The following is a 25,343-nucleotide window of genomic DNA, read 5'->3' as shown; positions in this document are numbered from 1 at the left end:
CGGCAGGCGGGACGGCGGCTGGTTCCCGCCCCTCGGACCCATGGTGCTTCGGCCAGATCACGGGGGTCACCGAAGTGGCCGAACTTCAGGTCGACCTATAGGTGCCTGGGGCATCTAATGAAGATCGGCACGACGCACTTCCTTCGTCTGCGAGGTCTTTCCATGACGGAACTGACGGACATCACCGGCCCGGCCGCCCTGCCCGACCCCGTCGCCTTCCCCCAGGACCGCACCTGCCCCTACCACCCGCCCACCGGCTACGACCCGCTGCGCGACGGGCGACCACTGTCCCGCGTCACCCTCTACGACGGCCGCGAGGTCTGGCTCGTCACCGCACAGGCCACCGCCCGCGCCCTGCTCGCCGATCCCCGCCTGTCGACCGACCGCCGCCGCTCCGGCTTCCCCGTGCCCACGCCCCGCTTCCAGGCGGGCCGCGACCGCAGGGTGGCCCTGCTGGGCCTTGACGACCCCGAACACCAGCGGCAGCGGCGCATGCTGATCCCGTCGTTCACCGTGAAGCGCGCCGCCGCGCTGCGCCCCTGGATCCAGCAGGTGGTGGACGAACTGCTGGACGCGATGATCGAGCAGGGACCGCCCGCCGAGCTGGTCTCCGCCTTCGCGCTGCCCGTGCCGTCGATGGTGATCTGCGGCCTGCTCGGGGTGCCCTACGCCGACCACGAGTTCTTCGAGGAACAGTCCCGCCGGCTGCTGCGCGGCCCGACCGGCGCCGACGCCGTGGCGGCCCGCGACCGGCTGGAGCAGTACCTCGGCGACCTCATCGACGCCAAGGCCAAGGACGCCGAACCCGGCGACGGCATCCTCGACGACCTCGTCCACCGCCGGTACCGCGACGGCGACCTGGAGCGGGCCGACCTCGTGTCGCTCGCTCTCATCCTGCTGGTCGCCGGGCACGAGACCACCGCCAACATGATCTCCCTGGGCACCTACACCCTGCTCCAGCACCCCGACCGGCTGGCCGAGGTGCGCGCCGATCCCGCCCTGCTGCCCGCCGTCGTCGAGGAACTGCTCCGGATGCTGTCCATCGCCGAAGGGCTGCAGCGGGTGGCGCTGGAGGACATCGAGGTCTCCGGCACCACGATCCGGGCCGGCGACGGCGTCCTCTTCGCGACGTCGGTGATCAACCGTGACACGTCCGTGTACGACGACCCCGACGGCGTGGACTTCCACCGCGCCGACCGCCACCACGTGGCGTTCGGCTTCGGCATCCACCAGTGCCTGGGCCAGAACCTGGCCCGGGCCGAACTGGAGATCGCCCTCGGCAGCCTGCTCGCCCGGCTGCCGGGGCTGCGGCTGGCCGCCCCGGCGAAGGACATTCCCTTCAAACCCGGCGACACGATCCAGGGGATGCTGGAACTCCCCGTGACCTGGTAAGAGGCTCTGCTCATGCACATCGACATCGACAAGGACGCCTGTATCGGCGCCGGGCAGTGCGCGCTGGCCGCGCCGGGCGTCTTCACCCAGGACGACGACGGGTACAGCATGCTGCTCCCCGGCAGCGAAGGGAGAGACGACCCGATGACCCGGGAGGCGGCCCGCGCCTGCCCGGTGAGCGCGATCACCGTGCGGGACGGCGTCGGGTGACGGCCCGGCGGTACGGCGGCGGCCACCGCCGTACCGCCCCACGGCCGGCCGAGGCCGGCCGGCAGACGATCTAGCGCACCTTGCGGACGTACGCCGCGCTGCCCGGCGTGGACACGTCCCGGTCCCGGCGGACGATGCTCAGCCGGCCGCCCCAGCGGGCGCGGGCGGCGCGCAGGCCGGAGTCGGTGTACTCGATGTCCACCACCCGGTCGTCGAACGCCTTCGCGTAGACCCCGCACTCGTCGTACTGCCCGCACTCCTCCGCGACCGCGAAGTCCAGCCCGGCCCGCTTGCGCCGCCCGGCCAGTTCCGCGGTGTTCTTCTGCGCGATGGCCAGGTGGCGGGCGTGCGCGTGCCGGGAGAGCAGGGTCATGAACGCGGTCGCGTCGGCCGCGGTGAGCAGCCGGCGGGAGCGGACGTAGCTGTCGTAGTTGTCGGGCTCGACGGCGTCGAAGCCCTTGTCCGCACAGCCGTCGATCCAGTGGTTCACCCGGCGCGCCACCCGTTCCCGCTTGGCCGGAGTGCGGAGGTCCAGCAGCGGTTCGTTCCAGTCCTCGTCCATGACGACCCGGCCCTGCGCGTCGCGCAGCAGCAGGTCGGCCGGCCAGGAGGAGCGCTCGGCCGGCTGGGCCTGGAACGCGTTGACGTAGCAGATGTTGTACAGCCCGGGCGCGGGGGAGTCGGACCGGTCGCGGCTGACGACGCGCACGCCCGCGGGCGGGGGGTAGCCGCCGCCGATCTGGTAGTCGAACCCGGCGCCCCGCGGGGGCAGCCGGACCGTTGCGGGCTTCGGCGAACCGCTCTCGTCGCGGTCGCCGGAGGCACAGCCGGCCAGGGCCGTCACCGCGACGGTCAGGGCCGTCGCCAGGGCGCCCAGGGCCGTGCGCGGCCCCGCGGCGCGGAGAACACCCGTGGGGGGCAAGTCCGCTCCATCCTGCCCACGCCGGGCGGCGCGGCACGTGCCAGGATCAAATCGCCCGGACGTTCCCGTCGTCAAGTCGGCCCCTGGCCAGGTCGTAGGCTCGATCGTGACCACCGTTCCGAAGGCGGGAGCAGCGACTATGCAGTACGTGAAGCTCGGTTCGACGGGCCTGGACGTGTCGCGGATCTGTCTGGGCTGCATGACCTACGGGCTGCCGGACCGCGGCACGCACGAGTGGACGCTGGACGAGGAGGCGTCCCGCCCGCTGATCCGGCAGGCGCTGGAGGCGGGCATCAACTTCTTCGACACCGCGAACGTCTACTCCGACGGCACCAGCGAGGAGATCGTCGGCAGGGCCCTGCGGGAGTTCGCCCACCGCGACGAGATCGTGCTGGCCACGAAGGTGAACGGCCGGATGCGGCCCGGCCCGAACGGGGCCGGTCTGTCCCGCAAGGCCGTCATGACCGAGATCGACCACAGCCTGCGCCGCCTGGGCACGGACTACGTCGACCTCTACCAGATCCACCGCTACGACCACGCGACCCCCGTCGAGGAGACGATGGAGGCCCTGCACGACGTGGTCAAGGCCGGCAAGGCCCGCTACATCGGGGCGAGTTCGATGTACGCGTGGGAATTCTCCAAGGCGCAGTACACCGCCGAGCGGCACGGCTGGACGAAGTTCGTGTCCATGCAGAACCACTACAACCTGCTCTACCGGGAGGAGGAGCGGGAGATGCTGCCCCTGTGCGCGGACCAGGGCGTCGGTGTGCTGCCGTGGAGCCCGCTCGCCCGCGGCCGGCTCACCCGCGACTGGGGCACGGTGACCGACCGCAGCGCCCACGACGACTTCGGCGGCCGGCTGTACCTGGAGAGCGACCGCGCGATCGTCGAGGCCGTCACCCGTATCGCCGCCGAGCGGGGCGTGCCGCGCGCCCGGGTGGCCCTCGCCTGGCTGCTGCACCAGGACACGGTGGCCGCTCCCATCGTCGGCGCGGCCAAGCCGCACCACGTGGAGGACGCGGTGGCCGCCGTCGGACTGGAACTGAGCGACAAGGAGATCGAGGAACTCCAGCAGCCCTACACCCCGCGTGCCGTCAGCGGCCACTGACGTTCACCGGGGCCCGCGCGGCGCGAATTGGCCACTCTTGACGTTTCGTCAATACGAACCCTTGACGAAACGTCAACAGTGATCCTGACGAAATGTCAAGAGAGAGCCTGTCGCGTGGAATCCCGAGAATCGCGGGTTCCCTTGTTCGGGTGTGTTCCGTTGTGCGAAAGTGTGCGCTGTCGGCGCGCAGGAACCTGCAAAAGAGCCTGTTCAGGGGAGGTTCGAGCTGCCTCACGACCTTTCCGTACCCAATGGTATGGACTAATTCCGCATGTGTGTCTGGAGGAATACGGCCGTGACCGAGGAAGGCCCGTCGGACGAAATGCTGAGCGCCGAACTGAAGAAGTGGACGGGCGTGTCGCCCGTACTGCATCCGGTCGGCGAACTCTTCGACCGGCACTGGTCGGCGGCCTTCGCCTATGCCCGGTTGTGCACCGACGGCCCGCGCGCGGCCGGCATGCTGACCACCGCCGCCTTCACCCGGCTCTTCGGCGCGTCCCTCCGGCAGGCCGGCCCGAGCGCGGCCTGGCGGCCCCATGTGCTGGTCGCCGTCCGCACCATCGCCGCCGAGTGGGACGCCGACGACCGCCGGGCACACCTCCACCCCGCCCTGCGCACCGGCACCGCCGGCGGCGAGCGGGCCGCGGCCCTGCTGCTGCCACCGCCCGGCCGGCGGCTGCTGTCCCGCGCCTTCCACCGGGTGCCCGAGACCTCCCGCGCCGTACTGTGGCACGTCGAGGTGGAGGCCGAGCCCCTGGCCGTGCCCGCCGCGCTCCTCGGCATGGACGAGGACGCCGTCCGCCTCGAACTCCGGCGGGCCCGCGAGCGGCTGCGCGACGAGTGCCTCCAGGCGCACCGCGAACTCGCGCCCGAGAACGAGTGCCGGCGCTATCTGCGCATGCTCGACGTGACCTACCGGCGCGGCGGCACCGACATCGACCCGGACCTGGGCGGGCACCTGGCCGGCTGCGCCCACTGCGGCCGCACCGCCGAGCAACTCGCCCGGTTCGGCGACGGCCTGGGCCGCGCGCTCGCCGAGGCCGTCCTCGGCTGGGGCGCCCTCGGCTATCTGGAGTCCCGGGCGGCCCGCGCCGAGGAGCCCGCCGCGCCGGCCCCGACGGGCGCCGCCGCAGCGGCCGACGGGACTGCCGTCACGCCCGGGGACGGAGAGGCCGGCGGCCCCGGAGAGGCCGGTGCACCCCGGGGCGGGGACGCCGGCGCACCGGCGGCGGGGGAGACCTTCGTGCCAGGCTCGCCGGGCGCGGGGACCGGGCGCCGCCGCCGGCCGCCTGGCCGGGGCGCGTCGCCCGCCCGCCGCCGAGCCGCCCCGTCCCCCCGCACCCCCGGGGGCACCGAGGCCGCCCCCCTCTCCCGGCGTTCCGCGCAGCGCGCCGCCCGGCGGGTGCGGCGCCGCCACCTCGCCCTGGCCGTCGTCACCGTCAGCGGCCTGGTCGTCCTGCCCCTGGTGCTGTGGTCGCTGCCGGGCTCCGGCGACGCCCCGGCTCCCGGCGCCGCCGGCCCGCCCTCCAGGGCGCCGGGCAAGGCGACGGCCTCAGCGGGGGCCGGCTGGGCCGGTACGCACGCCGGCGCCCAGGGCGCCCTGCGCGGCAGGCTCCACAACCTCACCTCCGGTCTGTGCGTCGGTGTCGTCGGCGAGAAGGCCGTCCGGGGCGCCGAGACCGAACTCACCGCCTGCTCCGCCATCGCGAGCCAGCAGTGGACGTACGACACGGACGGACTGCTGCGCAGCGCCGCCGCCCCCGGCCTGTGCCTGGACTCCCACCTCGGCTACTCGGTCCGTCTCGCCCCCTGCGCGGCCGCCGGCAGGGCCGGTGACCTGCGGTACGACCTCACCCTCCAGGGACTCCTGGTGCCGCGCCGGAGCCAGGAACTGGCCCTCACCCCGGCCGCCACCGACGGCTCCGGAGCCCTGGTGCTCAAGACCCGTGCCGCGGGGACCGCCCAGCGCTGGAGCGTCGACACCGCCCACGCGGACCTGCGCATGGAGAACGTCAACTGGGACGGCGACAGCACCCCGGTGCCCGCCAGCACCCCGGTGCCGGCCGGCCGCACACCTCGCGGTGTCTTCGCCGAACCGGTCACTCCCGCTCCGTCCGCGGCCGCCCCCGAGACCCCTGCGGCGCCGGCGTCGTCCGGCTCCGCACCCTCCCCGGCCGTCACCGGCGATCCGTGTACGCCGTACCCGGAGTACTGCGGCCGGGGCGGCGGACACGGCCGGGACGGTGGGCGCCCGCGCCGCTGAGTCAGGGGTGGTGCGGCGGCGGGGGCGGGATGGTCCCCAGGGCCGGGGCCGGTTCCGGCCACACCAGCAGCACCGGGCACGGGGCGTGGTCGACGGCGAACCGGACGGCCGGGCCGAGGCTCTTCGGCCCCAGCCGGGACCGGTCCCCGTCCCGGGCCAGTACCAGCAGTCCCGCCCCCGCCGCGGCGGCCACCACCTCCCGCTCGACCCGGCCCGACCGCTCCTCGCGGGCACAGGGCCGGCCCAGCCGCGCGGCCGCCGCGTCGAGCAGCGCCGACGCAGAGGTCCCGCCGAGCGCCTCCAGCCGGTCACCCGGGTCAGCCTCGCGGTGCCCGCGCCCGAGCAGTCCGGCGAAGGCCCCGTGCGCCACCGCGGGCACGTCCGGGCCGCTCACATGGAGCAGCACCACCTCGGCGTCGTCCGGCGCGTGGGCGCGCACGGCGTCCACGCACGCGGGCCAGGTGCCCTCCACCAGCCAGGCGATCACCCGCATCCCCTCGGTCTCCCTCCGCTCGCGCGCACCCTCAGAGAAGTTGCAGCGACCCCCACAGTGCCACCACCGCGACCAGGAGGGAGGACGGCACGGCGAGCACACCGAGCCGGGTGAACTCCCCGAGGTCCACGTCGTGCTCGTGCTGGTGCACGATCCGCCGCCACAGCAGCGTGGCCAGCGACCCGGCGTAGGTGAGGTTCGGGCCGATGTTCACGCCGAGCAGCACGGCGAGGACGGCGCCCGGCCCGGAGGGTGCCGCCAGCGGCAGCAGCACCAGCACCGCGGGCAGGTTGTTGATCAGGTTGGCCAGCAGGGCGGCCAGCGCGGCGATGCCGAGCAGCGCGGGCAGCCCTGTGCCGCCCGGCACCACATGTCCGAGGACGTCCGCGAGCCCGTTGTCGACCACCGCCCGCACCACGATGCCCAGCGCCAGGACGAACGCGAGGAAGGACGGGGCCGCCGCCCGCAGCACCGTCAGCGGCGTCGCCTTCCGCCGGGCCACTGCCCGCCCGGCCAGCACCAGCGCGCCTGCGGCCGCCACCCAGGCCGGTTCGACGCCGAACGCCGACGCCACCACGAACCCGGCCAGCGTGCAGCCCACGGTCACCACCGCGAACAGCGGCAGCCGCGGTGCCTCGCCGGTGTCCCGGTCCGCCGGGGCCGCCGCCGCGAGGTCCCGGGCGAAGAACCGCCGGAACACCAGGTACTCCACCCCGATCGCGGCCAGCCACGGCAGCGCCATCAGTGCCGCGAACCGGGTGAAGCTCAGCCCGCTCGCCGCGAACACCAGCAGGTTGGTCAGGTTGGACACCGGCAGCAGCAGCGACGCCGTGTTCGACAGGTGCGTGCAGGCGTAGACATGCGGCTTGGGCCGTACGCCGGTGCGCGCGGCCGTGGCGAAGACCACCGGCGTCAGCAGCACGATCGTCGCGTCCAGGCTGAGCACGGCGGTGATGACCGACGCCAGCGCGAACACCGCCGTCAGCAGCCGCACCGGACGGCCCGCGGCCCACCGCGCCGTCCACGCCCCGCACGCCTGGAACAGTCCCTCCACGTCACAGAAGTGGGCGAGCACCAGCACCGCCGCCAGGAACCCGACCACCGGCCCGAGCCGCTCCGCCTCGGCCCGGGCGTGGTCGAGCGAGATCACTCCGGTGGCGACGGCGATCCCGGCGGCGGGAACGGCCATGACCGCCTCCGGCCACCCGAAGGGCCGTACGACGGCCCAGGCCAGCACGGCGACCAGCAGAACGGCGGACAGGGCCTCGGCGAGCGGGGTGTTCAGGGCGGATCCTTCCAGAATCGATCACTGCGTGCCCGCCCATGAAAACAGACGACCTTGAACGGACTACGACGACCGGCTGCCCGCCGCGCCCAGGAACTCCGCCCAGCCGCCCACCGGGGACTGCCCGGGCGACAGTGTGCGCAGCTTGCGCAGCACCGCCGGGTCCTGCGCCTCCAGCCAGGCCACGAGCTGCTTGAAGGACACGAAGCGCACGTCGTCGTAGGCGGCCATCTTCCCGATGGCCTCCTCGACGGCGTCCATGTAGATGCCGCCGTTCCAGCGTTCGAAGTGGTTGCCGATGAAGAAGGGCGCGCGGTTGCTGTCGTAGGCCCGCCGGAAACCGGCCAGGTAGGTGTCGCGGGCCTGGGTGCGCCAGGCGTCGTACTGCGTGCGGTCGCCGAGCGGGCTGCCGCCGGACTGGTTGAACATCATGTTGTAGTCCATCGAGAGTACCTGGAAGGAGTGCCCGGCGAAGGGTATGGACTGCAGCGGGAAGTCCCAGATCCGGCCGCCCCGCACCTTGCCCGGCCAGACCTGGAGCCCGCCGGGGGAGCTGGCGTCGTACTTCCAGCCGAGCGCGGCGGCGGTCGGCAGCAGGTTCGCCTGGCCCTCCAGACACGGGGTACGGCCGCCGGTCAGCTCCTTGCGGTAGTCGAAGGGGAGCGGGTCGAGGTCGGTGAAGCCGGTGTTGGTCTTCCACTTCGTGACGAAGTCCACCGCCTGTTCTATCTCGCTGCGCCACTCGGCCGGGGACCAGTTGCGCACCCCGGTGGCGCCGCAGAAGTGCCCGTTGAAGTGGGTGCCGATCTCGTGGCCTTCCAGCCAGGCCGCGCGCACCTGCTGGAGCGTGGCGTGGATGTGCCGGTCGGCGAGGTAGCCGATGTCGGAGGCGCCGACCGGGTGCTGCGGGGGTAGAGGTGCTTCCGGGACTCGGGCAGGGTGTAGATGCCGCTGAGGAAGAACGTCATCGCGGCGCCGTGGTCGGCGGCCACCTTGCGGAACCGGGAGAAGAGTCTGTTGCTCAGCTCGCCCGCGCCGTCCCAGGAGAACACCACGAACTGCGGGGGCCGCAGACCCGCTGTCAGCCGGACCGGCTTCGGCTGGTGCGGCTGGGCGCCGGTGTCGGCGGTGGAGCCGTCTCCGATCGGCCGTACGGGCCGGGCCTGGGTGGTGCCCCTGCCGTCCGCCGGGTCCGCTCCGGCGGACCGGAGGCCGGTGCCGGAGGAACAGGCGGCCAGCGTCCCGAGGGCGCCCGCCGCCGCGCCCGCCGCCGCCCCCGCCGTGAGCATCCGCCTGCGTGAGATCCCGCTCATCTTCTCCCCGATTCCCTGGTCATGGCCCCTGCTGAGCCCGTTCGCCGTGCGGTCGACCGGGTTCGATGACCGAAGGCCGGGGAAAGATCGCGGCCGACGGCGCCTGTTGCCGTCCTGTGACAGTTGTGGCGCCGTCATGACGAACCCCGCTGCCTCGGGAGTGAGGGCAGCGGGGTCCGCGCGGAGGAAGCGCCGGCTCAGGGGCCGGTGCCGGGGCTGAGTACCGTCAGCCGGACGGACGAGGAGTTGCCGGAGACCGGCACCGGACCGCCCGGCCAGGCCGCCTTCAGCGGGTCCCGCTCGTCCGGCGGGGTGACCAGCAGCGCGGCCGGCGTGGCCTGCTTGGCCCCGCTGACCGCCGGGTTGGAGAAGGTCAGGCCGGTCCAGGCGCTCTGCCCGGGCCGGAGCGTGACGGTCTCCGGGGAGCCGGGTTCGCGCCGGGGGTCGGCACCGAGCTGCCCCCCGGAGCCGTTCACGAAGGCGGCGCCCGGATAGCCGCGCAGCGTGCAGGTGCGCCCGGACTTGTTCGTGAGCACCACGGGGAAGTTCTCCTGGCCGGCGCCGGGGTCGTTGCGGCCCACGGAGGCGCTCAGTCCGGAGGTGTGGCAGCGGGAACCGCCGGTGGTGGCCGCGGTGGCCGGCGTGGTCGGGGTCTTCGTCCTGCCGCCCGGGGAACGTGAGGAGCCCGTCGAGACCGTCGCCTGGGGGGCGGAGGCCGGGGCGGAGCCCGAGGCGGGGTTGGACGCGGGGCCGCTCTTGCCGTCCTGCGCGGGCGCGGCCGTACCGGAGGCCGTGACCGGCGGGCTGCCGTGGACGTCCGCGCCGTTGCCGCAGGCGGTCAGGAGGCCCAGCACGGCAACCGTGCCCACGAGCAGGGCCCCGTGCCGCGCGGACCGGGGGGTGTACACCATGTCGCTCAACACTCCTGGAAGGTCACGGCACGCGACCGGGACGCGTGCCTGTGGCGCCGGGTGCGCCGTCCACACCGTCCGATGCGCGGGGCGCCGGAAAAGTTCGGGACACGCGGGGTTGATTCCCCGCATCGACGCTCGGCAGCCCCCTTTCAGCCCATCCGAAGCGAACGGAGTACGCCGTCGACGGCATCGCCGTCACCCCGCCGGCGTATCTGCACGTACACCTGCGGGTGCGCGGCGCCGTCCGCCGGCACCAGCGCGGACTCGGTGACCGAGCCGCCGTCCGGGCAGCCGCTCCAGGACCGGACCAGTCCGTGCCAGTCGGCGTCCGTGAAGGTGCGGGCGCCCGTGTAGCGGCAGCCGGAGTGGGCGAGCCCCCTGACCCTGGCGGTGACGTCGCCGTGCGCGCTCATCCCGGCGAACACCCCGTTCACGGCCGCCTTCAGGTCGGGCCAGTGGGACAGGTCGTCGGCCACCACGAGGCCCGGTTCGTGCCCCGTCGCCAGACCGAGCGCGTGCGGGTCCCAGCCGGAGTCGCGCACCTCGCGGCCCCAGCCGGCCGGCACCTCCAGACTCATCCGCCCCTGGGCGTCCGCGACCCGCACCACGTCGCCCCCGGTGCCGCCCCGGTGCAGTACCGCGGTCATGGTGACCGCGGCGGCGGTGGCGGCGAGGGCCGCGGCGAGGCCCAGGGTCACGGTGCTGAGCCGGCCGCGCACCCGGTCCAGCCGCCGCGCGGGCCGCACCGGGCCCGCCGCCAGCCGGTCCAGCTCGTGCGCGAACGCCAGGGCGCCCGGCCAGCGGCGCGCCCGGTCCGGCTCCAGCGCGCGAAGTAGTGCCCGCTCCACGTCCTCGCCGAGCTCGGGCCGCAGCCGCCGGGGCGCCACCACCTTCCCCGGCTGTCCCGGCACGGTCCCGGTGAGCAGTTCGTAGCCGACCGCGCCCAGGCTGTAGACGTCCGCCCGCTCGTCGATGCCCTCGCCGGGCTCGGCCTGCTCCGGCGGCTGGTAACCGGCCGAACCGGCGGCCAGGGTCAGCACCGAGGCCTGCGCGAGGCTCTTGGCCAGGCCGAGGTCGGCCAGCAGGACCCGCCGGGTGCCGTCCGGAGCGGTGTGCAGCAGCACGTTGGTCGGCTTGATGTCGCGGTGCACGATACCGGCCTCGTGCAGGGCGGCGGCGCTGCGAGCGGCCTCGGCCGTCAGCGCGAGCGCGTCCCGCACCGGCAGCGGACCGCCCGCCAGCAGATCGGCGAGCGTGCCGCCGCCGGCGTACTCCATGACGAAGTACGGCCTGCCGTCCGGGAGTTCCCCGATGTCGTAGACCTGCACCACCCTGCTGGAACCGGCCCGGCGCAGCAGTCGCGCCTCGGACAGGAAGCGCTCCCTGATGTCGAGCCGGTGCGCCCAGTTCTCCGCGAGGACCTTGACGGCCACCGGCGCCTGGAGCTCGGGGTCGTGGGCCAGCCACACGGTGGCGAAGGCACCGGTGCCCAGCGGCCGTTCGAGGCGGTAGCGGCCGATCCGCTCCAGGGAGTGCATACGACTATCATGCCTGCCCTGAGATCGACTCGAAGGGGGGCCCATCCGTGCAGGACCAGGCACCGGTGGAAGACCTCGCCCGGCGTGCCGCCGCAGGCGACAGCACGGCCCTGGACCGGCTGCTGACCGAGATCCGGCCGGAGACCGTGCGCCGCTGCGCGCGCTTCCTGCCCTGCCGTGAGGACGCCGAGGAGGCCGCCCAGGACGTGCTGCTCCAGGTGGCCCGGCACATCTCCGGCTTCCAGGGCCGCAGCCGCTTCGGCACCTGGCTGTACACCGTCGTCGCCAACTGCTGCCGGCAGAAGTACCGCGAGCTGAAGCGCCGGGCCGCCGAGCAGCCCGTCGCCATCGAGCCCGCGCACGCCGTCGATCCGCGCACCACCAGCGTCATCGCCGGCTCACGGGTGGATCTGCTGGAGGCGCTGGACCGCCTGGAGCGGGAACACCCGCATCTGGTGGCCCCGCTGGTGTACCGGGACATCTGCCAGCTGGACTACGCCGAGGCCGCCGAGCGCGCCGGCATCCCCCTCGGCACGCTCAAGTCCCGCCTGCACGAGGCCCGCAAGCAGGTACGGCCCTGGCTGGCGGCCTCCTGAGACCGGTCGGTCCCCGTCGGCCGGGCTCGCCGCACCGTCCTACCCGCCCGGCGCGTCCTCTTCGTACACCGGCAGCTCGGCCCAGATCGTCTTGCCCTCCGGGGTGTGTCTGCTGCCCCAGCGCTGGGTGAGCTGGGCGACCAGCAGCAGACCTCGGCCGCCCTCGTCGAAGATCTTGGCCCGGCGCAGGTGCGGGGCGGTGTGGCTGGTGTCCGAGACCTCGCAGATCAGCGTGGCCGCGTCGTGGATCAGCCGGAGACGGATCGGGTGCGAGCCGTACCGGATGGCGTTGGTGACCAGCTCGCTGACCACCAGCTCCGTGGTGAACGACGCCTCGCTCAGCGACCAGGTGTCCAGCTGCTCCACGACCTGCTTGCGGATCGGCGCGACCAGCGCCGGGTCGGCGGGGACCTCCCAGGTGGCCACCTGGGAGGCGGGCAGCCCCTGGGTGCGGGCGATGAGCAGTGCCACGTCGTCGGCGGCGCCGCCGGAGGGGAGCAGGGCGCGCAGGACGCGGTCGCAGGTCGTGTCCAGCGAGTCCGTGTGCTGCGCGAGCGCCCGGTACAGCAGCTCGCGGCTGGCGTCCCCGTCCCGCTCCCGGGACAGCACCAGGCCGTCGGTGTACAGGGCGAGGATCGTCCCTTCGGGCAGTTCCACCTCGGCGGACTCGAACGGCAGCCCGCCGAGGCCCAGCGGCGGACCGGCGGGCAGGTCGAGCAGGCGCGGCCGGCCGCCCGGGCGCACCAGCACGGGCGCCGGATGTCCAGCCCGGGCCATCGTGCAGCGGCGGGACACCGGGTCGTAGACGGCGTACAGGCAGGTCGCGCCGACCTCGCCGGGGCTGCCCTCGCCACCGGACTCGTCCGACAGCCGCAGCACCAGATCGTCCAGGTGGGTCAGCAGCTCGTCCGGAGCCAGGTCGATGTCCGCCAGGGTGCGCACGGCGGTGCGCAGCCGGCCCATGGTGGCGGACGCCTGGATGCCGTGCCCGACCACGTCCCCGACGACCATCGCCACCCGCATCCCGGACAGCGGGATCACGTCGAACCAGTCCCCGCCGACGCCGGCGCGCGCGGCCGGCAGATAGCGGGAGGACGCCTCCAGCGCTGCCGTACGCGGCAGCGAGCGGGGCAACAGACTGCGCTGGAGCGCCAGTGCCGTCTCCCGCTCCCTCGAGTAGCGGCGGGCGTTGTCGATGCAGACGGCGGCCCGGGCGGTGATCTCCTCGGCCAGCAGCACGTCGTCCGCGGTGAACGCGTCCGGGCGCCGGTGCCGGGTGAGCACCGCGACCCCGAGGGTCAGCCCGCGCGCCTGGATCGGCACCGACATCGCGGAGTGGACGCCGAAGTCCCGTACCTGTTCGCCGCGTCTGCCGTGCCAGGTCAGCCACTGGTCCATGTCGCCGGTCGCCAGCGAGGTGGCGATGGTGCGGCCCGCGGTCACCGAGTCGGCCTGCGGGGAGAACTCCGGGTACTCCTCCGTCTGCCCGGGGCCGATCACCGCCTCCGGTGCGCCGTCGAGCACCGACCGGTGGGCGGCGCGGCGCAGCCGCACCGGCGCGATGACGCGGGACGGAGGCTCACCGCCGAACTCCTGGGGGTCGAACAGGTCGATGGTGACGAAGTCGGCGAGCGCGGGCACGCACACGTCCGCCAGCTCCTGTGCGGTACGGGTGACGTCGAGGGTGCTCCCGATGCGCACGCTGGCCTCGTTGACCAGTTGGAGCCGCTGCCGGGCCCGCTGGCCGTCGGTGACGTCGTGCGCGGCCATGCACACGCCCCGCACCCGGCCCGTGGCGTCCCGGACCGGTGCCATGCGGGCGAGCCAGGCGTGGGCCCGGCCCTCCTCGCAGGCGCGCAGGTGCGTATGCACGTCCAGCGGCCGGCCCGAGGTGAGCACCCGCAGCAGGCCCTGTTCCAGTTCCTCGCTCTGCGTCCTGCCACCGATCTCCGCGAGCCGGAGCCCCCGCAGCCGTTCCTCCGGCAGTCCGACGACGGCGGCCATCGCCTCGTTCATCCGGCGCAGCCGCAGCCGGTCGTCGTAGACGGCGATGGCGCAGGGCGACTGGACCAGGCCCGCCTCGGCGAGCGGATCCCGGGCGGCGGACGGTTCCGCGCCGTCGAGCGGGGTGACCACGAGCCAGTCGCCCGGCTGTCCGTCGCGCGGCGGGCGGCGGTGGGCGAGCAGCCACACCGAGAGGGTACGGCCGTCCCGGTGGCGCAGTCCGACGGTTCCCTCCCAGCGGGAGCCCGTCGGTGCGGCCGGGATGCCGGCGCCGGCCAGCAGGCCGGCGGCGGGGCGGCCCAGGACGACCTCGGCCGGGTGGCCGAGCAGGCGGCGGGCACCCTCGTTCCACTCGGTCAGCGTGCCGTCGGCGCCGATGACGGCCCGGGCCGTCGCCCCATCGTCGAACGGATAGACCCGGCTCATCGTCGCCGCTCCCAAGCGCGCACTCACAGTGATCGGGTGACACCACCCGCGCTCCAGGGTAGTGCTTCCGGCCCTCGCGTGAACGCCGTCCCGGGCCACACGGCCGACCCGTCGGGCGTGCTCAGGTCCCCGGTCAGGGCGATCCCGGGGCCGGCGCCGGCCCGGGGGCGCCCGTGTCCTGACGGACCCCTGACGAGCATGTGTGGCAACACGTCAGAATCTGTTTCTTCACGATCGGTTGCGAGTACTTCTGGTTCCCGCTGAGGCGAGGTGACCGGAGCGGCGGCGGCGCGGTCAGGCGGCGTCGTGGAAGACCAGCCCCAGGGTGCGCCGCCGCCCGGACCGTACGGTGCTCACCCCGTGCCGCATGGCCCCGGCCGACCAGCCGCGGCGCGTGCGCACGGGGCGGTCCCGGGTGGTGAACACCAGGCCGTGCCCCTGCCGCAGCACGCTCGCCGTGCCCCGGGACTGGGCACGCGGGCGCTGTTCCACCATGAGAAACTCGCCGCCGGTGTAGTCGCTGCCGTACGCGTCCAGCGCGATCACCACCTGGAGCGGGAAGACCAGCTCGCCGAACACGTCCCGGTGCAGGGCGTTCCAGTCGCCCGGCCCGTAGCTGAGCAGGATCTGCGCCGACCGGTCCTGTCCGGCCGCGTGGCAGCGCGCCAGCCACTCGTCGAGCGAGTCGGGCCAGGGTGCCGGGCGGCCGAGCCGGGCCGCCCAGTCCCGGGCCACCGGCAGCAGGCGGGGGTAGAGCGCGGCCCGCAGCGCGGCGACCCCGGCGGGCAGGTCGTGGCGGAAGTAGCGGTACTCACCCGAGCCGAACCGGTGCCGGCCCAGGTCGACCGTGGTGCGGAACAGCTCAGGCCGCTCGTACAGGGCGGCCAGGTCCGCGCACTCGGAGGGCGTCAGCAGTGCCCCGGTGGGCGCGCTGCCGTGCTCGTCCAGCTCGGCCGCGAGCGCGGGCCAGTCGGTGCCGGCCGCCCGGCGGCGGATCTCGGCCGGGGTGGGCGTCATCGATCCTCCTCTCACAGCAGGGTGGGCTGCAGGGCGCCCTCGTGGGTGAGCAGCCACTGCTTGTGCTCGACCCCTCCCGCGTAGCCGCGCAGCGAGCCGTCCGCGCCGATCACCCGGTGACACGGGCGGAGCAGCAGCAGCGGATTGGCGCCGAGGGCCCGGCCCACCGAGCGGATCTCCGCGCGGGGCACGCCGAGCCGGGCGGCCAGCTCTCCGTACGTGGTCGTCGTGCCGTGGGGGACGTCCTCCAGGGCCTGCCACACCGCCCGCTGGAACGGGCTGCCGGCGGGGGACAGCGTCAGGTCGAACCGGGTGCGGCGGCCCGTGAAGTACGCGGCCAGCTGCCGGTGCGCCTCGGCGAACGGGCGGTCGTCGCGGTCCTCGGCACGGACCGCGGGCGCGCCGCCCTGCCCGGGCAGGGACAGCGAGGTGAGGGTGAGAGCGCCGGCCGGGGACACGGACCCGGTCAGCAGCAGGTCGCCCAGCGGGCTCGCGTGGACGGTGTGGATCGTACGGACGGTGCGGACGGTGTGCGTCGCCATCGGTCCTCCTCGGCTTGTTCCGTGCTGTCGAGTCTGGTGCGCCGCGCGTCGCGTCACCGGCGGGAATCGGACATGGCCTTCACCGCCCGCCGGTACCGTGCCGGGTGCCGTCCGACCTGCTCATATTTACGGGTGAGTACCCGCGCGGTACCGTGAGGGACATGCCAGCTCTGAATGTGGAGTTCAGCGAACGGGAACTAGAGGACCTGCGGCAGATCGCCAAGGAGCGGGGTACGTCGATGAAGGCCCTCGTGCGCGAGGCCGCCGCCGCCGACATCGCCCGGCACCGGGCGCTGCAGGAGGGCGCCGAGGCCTTCCGCCGCTTCTTCGCCGGCCACGCCGAGGAGTTCGCGGCGGCCTTCCCCGACGACGAGCGCCCCGCCAAGGGCGAGGCCGCCTGAGCCATGCCCCCCTCCGTCATCCACATCGACGTCCCGTGGCTGCTCCAGCGGCACGAGGAGGTCCTGCCCGACCAGCCCGCCGTGGACGACTTCTCCGCTCTGGTCGCCGCCGTGGCCCGGCACCGGGTGGACCCGCCCCGGCTCGGCGTCGACTCCGACGCGGCCTGGCGCGCCGCCGCGCTGCTGCACACCCTCGCCGTGCTCAAGCCGCTGCCCGCGGCCAACGCCCGGTTCGCCTGCGCGACCGCGGTGGCCTACATGTTCGTCAGCGGCGCCGGCATCGACCCGCCCTACGGCGCCCTCGTCGACCTGGCCCGCGACCTGATCTCCGGCAAGGCCGACGTGTACGGCGCGGCCGACCGGCTCCGCTCCTGGCAGATCTGACCCGCCGGAGCCGGACGGTTCTCGCAAACCCGTCGATGTCCTGCGGGCGCCTTGTTGCTGGTGCGGCAGTTGTGCAAGGGTTCCAGCGCGGTTGCATTCCCCGATCTCCCGCACGCACGGGAGCGGGAGAGACACGCACCGACGCACCACGCGCCTAAGGAATCCGCTCAGTGCACACCCCCCACCCCCCTCGTCCGCCCTACCCGCCGTCCGGCGCCGAACCCGCGGAACCGGACGAACTCCTCGCCGGCCCGCTGCGGGCCGGCTCCGACGCGGAGGCGTCCCGGTCCTCCGCCCTCCTGATGGCCCGGCACTGGCAGCCCGCCCAGGAGTACGCGGTCATCTGCCTGGCCGCCTCCGGGCCCCTCGCCCACATGGTCACCGCCACCGCCTTCCACCAGGTCCTCGGCCGGCTGGCGCTCGGGGAACCGGCCGACGCGCTGCGCCCGCGTCTGCTGGTGACCGTCCGGGACACGGTCGTGAACTGGTCCGGCACGGACCGGATCGCCGCCGTACTGCCCGGACTCGGCAAGCCCGCCGGGGGCCGCGGTATGCGCGCCGCGCACCCGCCGATACCGGAGAACCGCACCCTGTCCGACCGCTCGTTCCACAGCCTTTCCCGCCTGGAACAGGCGCTGTTGTGGCACGCCGAGGTCGAGGCGGAACCGCTGGACGTGCCCGCCGGGCTGCTCGGCGTGGACATCGAGGCCGCGCGGGCGGCGCTGGAACAGGCTCGGGAGAAGTTCCGCGAGGGCCTGGTACGCGCCCATCGGGAACTCGCGCCCGGCAAGGAGTGCCGTTACTACAACCGTCTGCTCGACGTCCCGATCCGCCGGGGCGGCGCACTGCTGCCCGATGTCCAGGAGCATCTGTCCGGCTGTGCCTACTGCCGGCACGCCGCCGAGCAACTCGGCCACGCCGAGGCGGCCTTGGGCGTGCTGCTGGCCGAGGCCGTGCTCGGCTGGGGCGCCCGCCGCTACCTCGACTCGCGCCCCGGCCGCCGTCCGGACCCCGCCCGCGCCCGCGGCGGCTCCCGCCGCTCCGGGGGCCGCAGGCGCGGCGGCGGTCCGGGCTTCCTGGGCCGGACGAGCGCGGCCGGCGGACGGCGCCGGGCCGACGAGGACGGCTCCGCAGCCGGCCGGGCCCTCACCGGGGAGTCCGCGCGCCGCGCACCCGGCGCGGCACGCTCGTCCCGGACCCTGCTGACCGGCGTCTGCGTGGCGGCGGCCGGTCTGCTCGCCGTCGTGATCGCGGTCAGCGTGTGGCCGGACGGCGACGCGAGCACCGGCCCGGTCGCCACCGCCGGTGCCGCGCCCGGCGCCTCGGCCTCGCCGGGGACCGCCACCGCGCCGCTGCCCGGCACCGGCCGGCCGGGACCGCTGCGCAACGCCGCCGCCGGTCTGTGCCTGGACCTCGAGGGCACGCCCCGCGCCGGGGCGAGCGCCGTCCTCGCCGCGTGCTCCGGCGCGCTCACGCAGCGGTGGACGTACGACTCCGGCGGCCAACTGCGCAACGCGGCCGGAGCCGGCCTGTGCCTCGACTCGCACGCCGACGCCGGCGTGGTGCAGCTGGGCGACTGCGCCGACGCAGCGTCGAAGCGCGGCGACGACGTGCGCTACGACCTCACCGCTCAGGGCGAGTTGCTGCCCCGGTGGGACCGGACCCTGGCCCTCGCCGCCGGCGACGGGGCCGGCTCCGACCTCGTGGTCAAGGTCCGGGACGGCTCCGCCGGCCAGCGATGGACGACCGGCACGCCGACGGCGAGCCCGGGCTCGCTCTCGATCGCCGGCCCGGGCGGGCGATCGGCCCGGCCCGCGTAGCGCCCCCGGCAGCTCGCCGCGGGGCGCGGGGCAGGTCGCCGACGGCGCCCCGGTCGTGGTCGCTCGCGTGGTTGCCGCCCCCGCCCCGCCCGGGGGGCCGGGGCGACGTCGGCCGGGTCGGGTCAGGCGGGGGACTCGGCCAGGGCAGCCGGGGTCACCGTGGCGGGGGTCGCGTGGCCCGACAGGGCGAGTGTGAGGTCCAACTCCGCCAGCAGACAGCGGATGACGTGTTCCACGCCGGCCCGGCCGTCCAGGCCGAGCCCGTAGACGTACGGCCGGCCCAGCAGGACCGCCCGCGCGCCGAGGGCGAGGGCCTTGAAGACGTCGTCACCGGTGCGCACCCCGCTGTCGAACAGCACCGTCAGCCGGTCGCCGACCGCGTCCGCGACCCCGGGCAGCGCGTCGGCCGCCGCGACCGACCCGGCCACCTGCCGGCCCCCGTGGTTGGAGACCACCACGCCGTCCACCCCGGCGTCCGCGGCCAGCCGGGCGTCGTCCGGGTGCAGCACGCCCTTGAGGACGATCGGCCCGTCCCAGTGCTCACGCAGGAAGGCCAGGTCCGGCCAGGTGTGGCTCGCGTCCCCGAACAGGCCGAGGAAGTGCAGTACCGCCGCGTTCGGGTCCTCGTGCACCGGCTTGGCGAGGCCGGCCAGGAAGGCCGGGTCGGTGAAGTAGTTGGCGGTGCCCACGCCGTGCAGGAACGGCAGGTACGCCTGGTCCAGGTCGCGCGGCCGCCACGCCAGCAGCGGGGTGTCCAGGGTGACCACCAGCACCGAGAAACCGGCCGCCTTCGCCCGGCCGAGGAAACTCCGGGTCACCTCGCGGTCCTTGCCCCAGTACAGCTGGAACCACCGCTCGGCGTCCCCCATCGCCTCCGCCACCCGCTCCAGCGGGGTGCTCGACGCCGACGACAGGATGAACGGCACGCCGTGGGCGGCGGCGGCCCGGGCGGCGGCGGACTCGGCGTCCGGATGCATGATCGACAGGACACCCACGGGCGCCAGGGCGAGCGGTGCCGGCAGGGTCCGCCCCAGCACCTCGGTCGTGAGGTCGCGCTCGTTCACGTCCCGCAGCATCCGCGGCACGATCCGGCGCCGGGCGAGCGCCGCCCGGTTGGCGCGGGCCGTGCCGCCGTCCCCCGCGCTGCCCGCCACGTACCCCACGGGTCCCGGGCCGAGCCGGTGTTCGGCCAGCTCCTCCAGCCGGGTCAGGTCGGTGGGGAGCCGGGGCACGGTCCCGGTCATCCCGTTCAGGTAGATCTCGTACTGGAAGTCCGCCCAGTGCTTGGCCATTCCGTCCCTCCCGCGGTCACCGGTCACCTGCCCGCCCGACGATACCGACCGGTAAGTCGGAGGGGCCGGTGCCGGGACCGGATCAGCCGGCGTCCGCCGCCGGCAGGGACTCCGGCGCGCCGGCGACGGCGCCCTGGCCGGTGATCGGCGGTACCGGGACCTCGGCCGTCGGGACCAGCCGGGCGCCCTGCGGGCCGTAGGCGGCACGCGGTTCGGGGAACAGCCACAGCAGGGCCAGGAAGAGGACCGCGGCCACGGCCAGGGAGAGCGGCAGGCTGATGTCGACGCCGTGCGCCAGGTCACCCAGCGGGCCCACGAACTGGCCCGGGATGTCGGTGAACAGCACGCCGACCAGCGCGGCCACCCACCAGGCGGTCATGCCGCGCCAGTTCCAGCCGTGCGTGAACCAGTAACGTCCGCCGCGCTGACGGCGGTTGAAGACCTGCAGGGCGTCCGGGTCGTACCAGCCGCGCCGGGTGAAGAAGCCCAGCGTCATCACGACCATCCATGGCGTGGTGCAGGTGACGATCATCGTGGCGAAGGTGGAGATCGACTGCACCAGGTCCAGGCCGAACCGGCCGACGAAGATGAACGCGATCGACAGCACGCCCACCAGCAGGGTCGCCCGGACCCGCGACAGTCTCGGGAACACCGACGAGAAGTCCAGGCCGGTGCCGTACAGCGAGGTCGTGCCCGTAGACAGGCCGCCGATCAGCGCCAGCAGGCACACCGGCAGGAAGAACCAGCCCGGCGAGACGGCCAGCAGCCCGCCCACGAAGTCCGGGGCCGCGGGGTCGAGGTACTTCGGTGCCTTCGTCGCCACGATGCTGGCCGTCGCCAGGCCGAACACGAACGGCAGCAGCGTCGCGAGCTGGGACAGGAACGCGGCCCCGACCACCCGGCGGCGCGGAGTGGACGCCGGGATGTAGCGCGACCAGTCGCCGAGGAACGCGCCGAACGACACCGGGTTGGACAGCACGATGAGTGCGGAGCCGATGAACGACGGCCAGAACATCGACCGCGTGACCGCGTCCGCCGAGTCCGTGAACACACCGGCGTACGACGGGTCGAAGTCACCCGCGAAGGCGATCACGCCGAGCAGGAACAGCGCGCTCGCCGAGATCACCGCGATCTTGTTGACGAACAGCATGAACCGGAAGCCGTACACGCACACCGCGAGCACCAGACCGGCGAACAGCGCGTACGCGACGACGTACGACAGGTTGTCGCGCTCCAGGCCGAACAGCCGGTGCGCGCCGCCGACCAGTGCGTCGCCCGAACTCCACACCGACAGCGAGAAGAACGCGACCGCCGTCAGCAGCGACAGGAACGAGCCCACCACGCGGCCGTGGACGCCCAGGTGCGCGGAGGACGAGACGGCGTTGTTGGTGCCGTTGACAGGGCCGAACACGGCCATCGGGCACAGGATCAGCGCGCCCGCGACGACACCGAGCACGGTGGCCGCAAGGCCCTGTCGGAAGGAGAGCCCGAAGAGGATGGGGAAGGCGCCGAGCACACAGGTCGAGAAGGTGTTGGCGCCGCCGAAGGCGAGCCGGAACAGGTCCAGCGCGGTCGCGGTGCGGTCCGCGTCCGGAATGCGTTCCACGCCGTGCGCCTCCACCTCCGTGAGGGCCGACGCGGCGGGCGGGACGGGTGGTTCGGGCAGCGGGGTCATGGGCGCTCCAGCGGGGACGGGGGCGAGGTGTGGCGACGGTACGGCCGTCGCCGCCCATGATCCAGACGACGGTTCATCCAACTTTCGCGCCGCCGATGGATGATCCGTCCACCCGTCGGGCGGGAACGTGCTCCGCCCGCATGGCGGAGGCACCCACTCCTGGTGATCACTTCATGAACACAAGGAGTCATGAAGCGACTTATGGAGGGCGGAGCCGGAATGTTTCAGGACGATTAACGAAGCGCTGATTTTCAGCCATCTGACCGCTCACAGCACGGGGGAACGGCTCTGTTCCGGGGTCACAGCGTTCGATTTCCGTGACTTCACGCCACTGATTCAACACGAAAGGTTACTGAAAGCCATGGGTTCGATGTGAGTTTCGGCGGTGGACTCGGCAGAGTGGCGCTCGCCGCTCCGGCACCCGACCGGACCGGAGCCGGCACCTCGTCTCTCGAGCGGAAGGATGCACACAATGCGGAACACCGCGCGCTGGGCAGCGGCCCTCGGCCTCACGGCCGCCGCCGTCTGCGGACCCCTGACCGGGGCCGCCGTCGCTGCACCGGGCGCCGCCCCGTCGTCGCTCTACGCCCCCTCGGCGCTGGTCCTCACCACCGGCCACGGCAACGACGCGGCCACGGCCACCCCGGAGCGCGCCGTCACACTGAACTGCGCCCCCTCGGCCTCCGGCACCCACCCCGCCGCCGCCGAGGCCTGCGCCGAACTGCGCGGCGTCAACGGCGATCTCGAATCGCTGAAGGCGGCGGACGGTGTGATGTGCACCAAGCTCTACGCCCCCGTGGTCGTCACGGTCCAGGGCGTCTGGCAGGGCAAGCGCGTCTCCTACGAGCGCACCTTCGGCAACGCGTGCATGAGGGACGCCGTCGGCGGCAGCCTCTTCGCGTTCTGAGACCGGGATCGCAGGGGTCTTCGCGACACCGGATCAGGCTCGCAACTGGGGAGTGCGGCCCCTGGCGCGGGGATCCTGCGATCTCGCACCGGGGCAGGCGGGCGGAGTGGGGCCGCCCGCCGGTCCCGAGCACACAGCCGCTCCCCGGACAGGCCCGTGGGGGGCCTTCCGGGGAGCGGCGAAAAACAACTGGTTTAGACCTCGTCTTCAGGCGCGGCGCCGATGGCTCGTGTCGCACCACGGGTAGCGGCGACTGCGCCGACAGGTACACAGAGCGACGCGGAACCGGTCCGAGGAGACCGTGGTCCCGTCCTCCAGTTCGATCTCCACGGGCCCTTCCATCAGGAGGGGCCCTTGCCGTCGCATGGTGACGTGACGGGCCTGCCGGGCCGGGGCGCGCGGCCCGGAGCCGGCGGTTTCGTCCGCGCCCTGCGCCGGGTCCTCCCGTACGGGCGTCGCCGGGTCGTCCGGCACGGTGTCGGCAGGGTCGTCCGGCACGGTGTCGGCAGGGTCGTGCTGCACGGTGTCAGCAGGGTCGTTCGGCACGGATGACCACCAGCTCCTCCCTGTCCTCGGCCGGCGCGAGCAGCCCGCGCCGGCGCAGCCAGTCCTCCCGGGAGCGCAGCACCGGGCCGAAGGTGATCCATCGGCGCCGGACCACCGCGGCCTTCAGTCCCGACGCCCGCAGCAGCTCCAGGGTGCGGTCGGGACCGCTCAGTGCCGAGTGCACGATCAGCAGGATCCCTCCGGGCCGCAGCAGCGCCGGCGCGTCCCGGCAGATGCGGTCCAGCAGCAGCCGCCCGTCGTGCCCCGCGTCCCAGGCCCGGGACCGGCCGCGCGGTCCGCGCCCGGTGTCGGGCGCGGGCACGTATGGCGGGTTGGCCAGGATGAGGTCGTACGTGCGGTCACGGACCGGGGTGAAGAGATTGCCGCGGTGGATGTGCACCGGCAGCCGGGTCAGCCACGCGTTCAGCCGGGCCGTCCACACCGCCCGCCGGGAGACGTCCACCGCGGTCACCCGAGCGCCTCGCCGGGCCGCCTCCAGGGCCAGCGCCCCGCTGCCGGTGCCGACGTCGAGGACGCGCGCGCCGGGCGGCGGACCCTCCTCGCGGAGGGCCTCGGCCAGCAGTTCCGTGTCGTCCTGCGGGGCGTACACGCCCGGAAGCACCATAGCGATCACACCGCGCGGGTACCCCGGGATTCAGGATGTATGAGACAGCTCCTGTGCCAGCGGTGTCCGCAGTGCCGACCGTCCCGCGCGCCAGTCGTCGAGCAGCCGCCCGGCCAGCCGGCCCTCCAGGTACTCGGTCGCGTCGATCCCGAAGGCGATGTCCGGAGCCAGCTCCGGCTCCTCGGCGAGCAGTCCGCCGATCACCTCGTGCCGGACGACCTGTTCGTGCACCGCGTCGGCCTCGACGTGCTCGTCGTAGAAGAACTCCGCGGCCGGGCCGGCGCCCGTGCGGCGCATCGCCTCGGCCAGGCGGCGGGAGCCGGGCGAGGAGGTGATCTCCACCTCGGCGAAGTGGCCCACCAGCGCGCCGCGCAGCTCCCGGTGCAGGCCGAACAGGGACATCAGGTTGACCACCGCGAGCATCTCGGCCGGGGCCGCGTCCAGGTGGCGGCCGTAGGCGGTGTCCAGGCCCAGGTCCGTCATCAGGTCGGCGAACAGGCGCGCGTGCACCCGCTCGGCCCGGCCGCCGCCGAACTCGTCGTACTCCACGGCGGCCATCGCCGCCTTCGCCCGGCCCCACAGCCGGGGCAGCACCCAGGCGTGCGGGTCGGCCTCCTTCAGGTGGTACAGCGAGCGCAGCGCCGCGTACTCCCGCAGCTGCCACAGCTCGCCCTCGGAGCACAGGAAATGGGAGACCCCCGTGCCCTCGGCCGGCTCGACGAGAAGGGCGGCGAGCGCCTCGTCCAGGCTGTCGTGGGCCGGGCTGTCGGCGCGCAGCGCCGAGAGGAAGCGGTGCTCCAGGCCGGCCCGGACGCGCAACAGGTCCGGGTCCCACTCGGTGTCCGCCGGCACCCCGGCGAAGCCGCGGTAGTGCAGTTCGTAGCACAGGTACAGGGCGAGCTGGAGATCGTCGCCGTAAGGGTCGGCGGCCCCGGCCTCCGTGGGGCGGGGGAGCGGGCCCGTGCCGCGCAGGTAGGCGGTGACGGCGGCGGAGAGAGGCCCGCGGGGCGTGGGCAGCTGAGGTCCTCGCAGGTGGTCGGTCATGGGGCTCGGGTACCCGGCCCGAGGGAAAGAATCTCCGCGCACGCGCGCGCTGGATCACGCGGATCCCGTGCCGACCGGCCACCGGGGCACCGGGTCACCGGGTGCACCGCGCCGACCCGGCACCGGGTCACCGGGTGCACCGCGTCGGTCGCGCCGTGGCGGTGAACCGGGGCGGAGCGGGCCGGGTGTCCGCGGCGGAGCGTTCCGCGGGCGGGCTGCCCGGCCGGCCTCAGTCGCCCTCCGCCTGATCCTGCGCGCCTCAGTCGCCCTCCGCCTGATCCTGCGCGCCTCAGTCGCCCTCCGCCTGTTCCTGCGCGCCGGTGTTCGGGGTGATGGCGTCGCCGGCCTCGCCCGAGGCCGTCTTGTCCTCGTCGCGCTTCTCGGCCTCCTCGACCTCCCGGAGCACCTCCTCCAGGGCCGTCTCCGGCTGGTCCTCGTGCTCGTTGCCGCCCGGCATGACGTCTCCTTCCGCCGTCGTGGTGATCTCCTGTGCGGGTTACCCGCCGGCGCGTTCTCAAGCGTTGTGCCGGGACGGCCGAGGGGCCGCCGTCCGCGGGGGGACGGCGGCCCCTCGGCCCGGGCGCGGCGAGCTGCAAGACGATCTCCATGCCGGGCGGTCTGCATGG

At 74.2% G+C, this 25,343-nt stretch carries 23 protein-coding genes and 1 pseudogene; 9 read left to right on the top strand and 15 right to left on the bottom strand.

Features of this window, described 5'->3' with window-relative positions:
- Window positions 1-162: 162 nt before the first annotated feature.
- Both AB0B40_RS23225 and AB0B40_RS23220 read left to right on the top strand, forming a co-directional pair.
- On the top strand, window positions 163-1,392 hold the full coding sequence (locus tag AB0B40_RS23225) for a cytochrome P450 (protein ID WP_362265321.1): 1,230 nt from the start codon (window positions 163-165) through the stop codon (window positions 1,390-1,392).
- 12 nt (window positions 1,393-1,404) lie between these two features.
- Window positions 1,405-1,602 carry a ferredoxin gene (locus tag AB0B40_RS23220; protein ID WP_345060636.1) on the top strand — a complete coding sequence of 66 codons (198 nt, stop codon included), beginning with the start codon at window positions 1,405-1,407 and terminating at the stop codon, window positions 1,600-1,602.
- A gap of 70 nt (window positions 1,603-1,672) precedes the next feature.
- On the opposite strand, the gene AB0B40_RS23215 is transcribed toward AB0B40_RS23220, so the two are convergent.
- Window positions 1,673-2,524 carry an endo alpha-1,4 polygalactosaminidase gene (locus AB0B40_RS23215; RefSeq protein WP_362265319.1) on the bottom strand — a complete coding sequence of 284 codons (852 nt, stop codon included), beginning with the start codon at window positions 2,522-2,524 and terminating at the stop codon, window positions 1,673-1,675.
- Window positions 2,525-2,663: 139 nt separating this feature from the next.
- On the opposite strand from AB0B40_RS23215, the gene AB0B40_RS23210 reads away from it, so the two are divergent.
- A complete protein-coding gene (locus tag AB0B40_RS23210; RefSeq protein ID WP_362265317.1) occupies window positions 2,664-3,632 on the top strand; it encodes an aldo/keto reductase in 969 nt (322 codons plus the stop codon).
- A 322-nt stretch (window positions 3,633-3,954) separates the two neighbouring features.
- Window positions 3,955-5,895 carry an RICIN domain-containing protein gene (locus AB0B40_RS23205; RefSeq protein WP_362265360.1) on the top strand — a complete coding sequence of 647 codons (1,941 nt, stop codon included), beginning with the start codon at window positions 3,955-3,957 and terminating at the stop codon, window positions 5,893-5,895.
- A gap of 1 nt (window position 5,896) precedes the next feature.
- Here the strand turns inward: AB0B40_RS23205 and AB0B40_RS23200 are convergent, their stop codons facing one another.
- From AB0B40_RS23200 to AB0B40_RS23180, 5 genes and pseudogenes are all read right to left on the bottom strand, one after another.
- Entirely contained in the window at window positions 5,897-6,388 is a 492-nt protein-coding gene (locus AB0B40_RS23200) for a universal stress protein (protein ID WP_345055311.1), read from the bottom strand.
- A gap of 31 nt (window positions 6,389-6,419) precedes the next feature.
- Window positions 6,420-7,673 carry an SLC13 family permease gene (locus AB0B40_RS23195; protein WP_345055338.1) on the bottom strand — a complete coding sequence of 418 codons (1,254 nt, stop codon included), beginning with the start codon at window positions 7,671-7,673 and terminating at the stop codon, window positions 6,420-6,422.
- A 63-nt stretch (window positions 7,674-7,736) separates the two neighbouring features.
- A pseudogene (locus AB0B40_RS23190) lies at window positions 7,737-8,986 on the bottom strand (hypothetical protein).
- 197 nt (window positions 8,987-9,183) lie between these two features.
- Window positions 9,184-9,897, bottom strand: coding sequence for a DUF4232 domain-containing protein (locus AB0B40_RS23185; protein ID WP_362265316.1), 714 nt, complete (start codon window positions 9,895-9,897; stop codon window positions 9,184-9,186).
- A gap of 152 nt (window positions 9,898-10,049) precedes the next feature.
- Entirely contained in the window at window positions 10,050-11,438 is a 1,389-nt protein-coding gene (locus AB0B40_RS23180) for a serine/threonine-protein kinase (RefSeq protein WP_362265314.1), read from the bottom strand.
- A gap of 47 nt (window positions 11,439-11,485) precedes the next feature.
- Between AB0B40_RS23180 and AB0B40_RS23175 the strand changes: the two genes are divergently transcribed.
- Complete coding sequence (locus AB0B40_RS23175; protein ID WP_345055321.1) at window positions 11,486-12,034, top strand: RNA polymerase sigma factor; 549 nt, start codon at window positions 11,486-11,488, stop codon at window positions 12,032-12,034.
- A 39-nt stretch (window positions 12,035-12,073) separates the two neighbouring features.
- Here AB0B40_RS23175 and AB0B40_RS23170 read toward each other — a convergent pair whose 3' ends face one another.
- The 3 genes from AB0B40_RS23170 to AB0B40_RS23160 form a co-directional block, all read right to left on the bottom strand.
- On the bottom strand, window positions 12,074-14,464 hold the full coding sequence (locus AB0B40_RS23170; RefSeq protein WP_362265312.1) for a SpoIIE family protein phosphatase: 2,391 nt from the start codon (window positions 14,462-14,464) through the stop codon (window positions 12,074-12,076).
- A 294-nt stretch (window positions 14,465-14,758) separates the two neighbouring features.
- Window positions 14,759-15,481, bottom strand: a complete 723-nt coding sequence (locus tag AB0B40_RS23165; protein ID WP_345055326.1) for a 2OG-Fe(II) oxygenase — start codon at window positions 15,479-15,481, stop codon at window positions 14,759-14,761.
- Between the two features lie 11 nt (window positions 15,482-15,492).
- A complete protein-coding gene (locus AB0B40_RS23160) occupies window positions 15,493-16,023 on the bottom strand; it encodes a methylated-DNA--[protein]-cysteine S-methyltransferase (protein WP_345055328.1) in 531 nt (176 codons plus the stop codon).
- Window positions 16,024-16,184: 161 nt separating this feature from the next.
- Here AB0B40_RS23160 and AB0B40_RS23155 point away from each other — a divergent pair, with 161 nt between their 5' ends.
- From AB0B40_RS23155 to AB0B40_RS23145, 3 genes are all read left to right on the top strand, one after another.
- Window positions 16,185-16,424: a hypothetical protein gene (locus AB0B40_RS23155; RefSeq protein WP_030344647.1), complete on the top strand. Its 240-nt coding sequence runs from the start codon at window positions 16,185-16,187 to the stop codon at window positions 16,422-16,424.
- A gap of 3 nt (window positions 16,425-16,427) precedes the next feature.
- Window positions 16,428-16,808, top strand: a complete 381-nt coding sequence (locus AB0B40_RS23150) for a toxin Doc (RefSeq protein WP_345055335.1) — start codon at window positions 16,428-16,430, stop codon at window positions 16,806-16,808.
- A gap of 170 nt (window positions 16,809-16,978) precedes the next feature.
- Window positions 16,979-18,628 carry an RICIN domain-containing protein gene (locus AB0B40_RS23145; RefSeq protein WP_362265310.1) on the top strand — a complete coding sequence of 550 codons (1,650 nt, stop codon included), beginning with the start codon at window positions 16,979-16,981 and terminating at the stop codon, window positions 18,626-18,628.
- A 122-nt stretch (window positions 18,629-18,750) separates the two neighbouring features.
- On the opposite strand, the gene AB0B40_RS23140 is transcribed toward AB0B40_RS23145, so the two are convergent.
- Both AB0B40_RS23140 and AB0B40_RS23135 read right to left on the bottom strand, forming a co-directional pair.
- Entirely contained in the window at window positions 18,751-19,920 is a 1,170-nt protein-coding gene (locus AB0B40_RS23140) for a lactate 2-monooxygenase (RefSeq protein ID WP_345060319.1), read from the bottom strand.
- Window positions 19,921-20,002: 82 nt separating this feature from the next.
- Window positions 20,003-21,595, bottom strand: coding sequence for a cytosine permease (locus AB0B40_RS23135; protein WP_362265309.1), 1,593 nt, complete (start codon window positions 21,593-21,595; stop codon window positions 20,003-20,005).
- 472 nt (window positions 21,596-22,067) lie between these two features.
- Between AB0B40_RS23135 and AB0B40_RS23130 the strand changes: the two genes are divergently transcribed.
- Window positions 22,068-22,502 (top strand): protease inhibitor, encoded by a 435-nt coding sequence (locus AB0B40_RS23130; protein ID WP_345060323.1) that lies wholly within the window; start codon window positions 22,068-22,070, stop codon window positions 22,500-22,502.
- 207 nt (window positions 22,503-22,709) lie between these two features.
- Here AB0B40_RS23130 and AB0B40_RS23125 read toward each other — a convergent pair whose 3' ends face one another.
- The 4 genes from AB0B40_RS23125 to AB0B40_RS23110 form a co-directional block, all read right to left on the bottom strand.
- The gene (locus AB0B40_RS23125; RefSeq protein WP_362265358.1) at window positions 22,710-22,976 is read right to left on the bottom strand and encodes a CDGSH iron-sulfur domain-containing protein; all 267 of its coding nucleotides are present in this window, start codon (window positions 22,974-22,976) and stop codon (window positions 22,710-22,712) included.
- A gap of 52 nt (window positions 22,977-23,028) precedes the next feature.
- Window positions 23,029-23,673: a HemK2/MTQ2 family protein methyltransferase gene (locus tag AB0B40_RS23120; protein ID WP_345060357.1), complete on the bottom strand. Its 645-nt coding sequence runs from the start codon at window positions 23,671-23,673 to the stop codon at window positions 23,029-23,031.
- A gap of 30 nt (window positions 23,674-23,703) precedes the next feature.
- Window positions 23,704-24,717, bottom strand: a complete 1,014-nt coding sequence (locus AB0B40_RS23115) for an iron-containing redox enzyme family protein (protein WP_362265308.1) — start codon at window positions 24,715-24,717, stop codon at window positions 23,704-23,706.
- Window positions 24,718-25,006: 289 nt separating this feature from the next.
- A complete protein-coding gene (locus AB0B40_RS23110) occupies window positions 25,007-25,174 on the bottom strand; it encodes a hypothetical protein (RefSeq protein WP_362265306.1) in 168 nt (55 codons plus the stop codon).
- Between the last annotated feature and the right edge of the window lie 169 nt (window positions 25,175-25,343).

The organism is Streptomyces sp. NPDC042638 (assembly GCF_040647235.1).
GTDB classification, from domain to species: domain Bacteria; phylum Actinomycetota; class Actinomycetes; order Streptomycetales; family Streptomycetaceae; genus Streptomyces; species Streptomyces rameus.
This window is presented reverse-complemented; position numbering and strand designations above follow the sequence as displayed.